At 56.5% G+C, this 2,261-nt stretch carries 3 protein-coding genes and 1 riboswitch; all 3 genes read left to right on the forward strand.

What is annotated here, in order from left to right; translation table 11 throughout:
* A partial coding sequence (locus LK536_RS58345; RefSeq protein WP_506092286.1) for a collagen-like domain-containing protein occupies window positions 1-948 on the forward strand: 948 nt, incomplete at its 5' end.
* A 37-nt stretch (window positions 949-985) separates the two neighbouring features.
* Window positions 986-1,102: riboswitch (TPP riboswitch) on the forward strand.
* 77 nt (window positions 1,103-1,179) lie between these two features.
* Window positions 1,180-1,476, forward strand: coding sequence for a thiamine-binding protein (locus LK536_RS58350; protein WP_008722530.1), 297 nt, complete (start codon window positions 1,180-1,182; stop codon window positions 1,474-1,476).
* Window positions 1,445-2,218: an ABC transporter permease gene (locus tag LK536_RS58355; protein ID WP_025482786.1), complete on the forward strand. Its 774-nt coding sequence runs from the start codon at window positions 1,445-1,447 to the stop codon at window positions 2,216-2,218. The genes LK536_RS58350 and LK536_RS58355 overlap by 32 nt, the downstream gene beginning before the upstream one ends.
* The last annotated feature ends 43 nt before the right edge of the window (window positions 2,219-2,261 follow it).

Genomic DNA, 2,261 nt, shown 5'->3' on the forward strand with positions numbered 1-2,261 from the left:
GAAGGACGGCAGGGGGAAACAGGCCCCACAGGCCCACAGGGCATCCCCGGGCCGGAAGGGCGGCAGGGGGAAACAGGCCCCACAGGCCCACAGGGCATCCCCGGGCCGGAAGGACGGCAGGGGGAAACAGGCCCCACAGGCCCACAGGGCATCCCCGGGCCGGAAGGGCGGCAGGGGGAAACAGGTCCCACAGGTCCCATGGGTCTTCAGGGAGTAACCGGACCCCGCGGGGCAACAGGGGACACTGGACCACAGGGGGCAACAGGTGAGGATGGTCCACGGGGAAATACAGGAGCCACTGGCCCTCAGGGAGAAGCTGGCCCAACCGGACCAGCCGGGCCCCAAGGCCCCATGGGTCCCCAGGGGGACCCTGGCCCGGAAGGCGTACAGGGGCTGCGGGGTGCCACCGGTCCTCAGGGGCCAGCCGGCCCCCAGGGAGATGCAGGGAATACAGGGGCTGCCGGAATACAGGGCCCAACCGGCCCAACCGGGCTGCAGGGACCCACTGGCCCCATGGGTCCGACTGGCCCGACCGAACCATATCCCGATGACATATTTGCCTCATTCATTAATTTTGCCGCTCACTTCGTCAATGCGTCGCTGATGCCCATGGGAATCGGGGTGGAGGATGTGACCAACCACATTGTGTTGACGGATCCGACCCATATAACGCTGGAACCTGGGTTCTATTCCATCTTTTATGAAGTGTCGGTATTGTATCCGGGGACCACGTTCATGCAGATTACTCCGTTCTATAACGGCAGTGCCCATATTGAATACGGGATTTATTTCATGACGGGCCCGGACCGCTCCAGCGCCTTCGGGTCGGTGTCGTTCATCATTGAGGTGCCGCAGCCCACGGTGTTCACGCTTACCTACAACAGCCCGGTGGACGGAACGGAAGGCACCCTGACCATGGTAATCAGGAAGCTGCGCAGAGAAACTTAAATTGACTTTTAAAACAGGCCGTAGTATACTGTAGCAAGAAAACAAAGAGGGGTGCTGGTCTGCAATCCATACCGGCTGAGATGGAACTTCGGTTTCCGAACCCTGATACCTGATCTGGATAATGCCAGCGTAGGAAGTGCTCAGACCATGTCTGTTATATCCCGCCCGGATTGTCCGGGCGGGATTTTTATGACCGGCACCACGAATAAAAGACGAAGAGGAGAGGTATCCATGAACGCAAGCGTAGCTATTCAGACATTACCGGAGGCAGGGAACAACGAGGAGTTAATCCGTATTGTGGATGAGGTGATTGATTACATTAAAAGCACGGGGTTAAACTACTATGTAGGACCTTTTGAGACGGCCATTGAAGGGGATTATGACCAGCTCATGGACATTGTAAAGGAATGCCAGCACATTGCAATCAGGGCAGGCGCACCTTCCGTTGCCGCCTACATCAAAGTATCCTACCATCCTGAAGGAGATGTGCTTACCATTGAAAAGAAAGTTACAAAACATCACCAGTAAGATATGGTCGTTTTCAGCAGCGGCATGCATCCTGGCTGTGTGGCAGGCAGCGGTATCCCTCGGCTGCATTGAGGGCTTCATGCTGCCTTCCCCCGTCCAGGTCCTGAGGACTTTTATAAGCGAGTTTCCCATACTTATGGACAATGCCGGGATAACCATGGCGGAAGCAGCCCTGGGGCTGCTGTTTGGAATTGCCACGGGTTTTGCCGCGGCTGTGTTCATGGACCGCTTTGAGCGGGCGTATCAGGCATTTTATCCCATCGTGGTCCTGACCCAGACCGTACCGGCCGTGGCCATGGCCCCGCTTCTGGTGCTTTGGTTTGGCTATGAGATGACGCCTAAGGTCATATTGATTGTCATTACCACATTTTTCCCAATTACGGTGGGGCTGCTCACCGGATTTAAGTCCGCTGACCCGGATGCGGTGAACCTGCTGCGGGCCATGGGGGCGGGGAGGATGCAGATATTCCGTTACCTTAAGCTGCCGGGAGCCATGAACCAGTTCTTTTCCAGCCTTAAGATATCGGCAAGCTATGCAGTGGTAGGGGCGGTCATATCAGAGTGGCTTGGCGGTTTTGGCGGACTGGGCGTGTATATGACAAGGGTAAGGAAGGCGTTTTCATTTGACAAGATGTTTGCGGTCATCTTCCTTATATCGGTCATCAGCCTGCTGCTTATGCGGGCAGTGGAACTGCTCCAGAAGAAATGCATGCCATGGGACAACGGCGCCAAGGACAGATGATCATGCCATGGGACAACGGCGCCAAGGACAGATGATCATGCCA

The sequence above is a fragment of the Clostridium pacaense genome, from assembly GCF_020709765.2.
GTDB classification, from domain to species: domain Bacteria; phylum Bacillota; class Clostridia; order Lachnospirales; family Lachnospiraceae; genus Enterocloster; species Enterocloster hominis.

Coding starts and splice junctions, on each gene's coding strand:
- LK536_RS58350 (WP_008722530.1), top strand. CDS start 1,180: ATGAACGCAAGCGTAGCTATTCAGACATTACCGGAGGCAGGGAACAAC.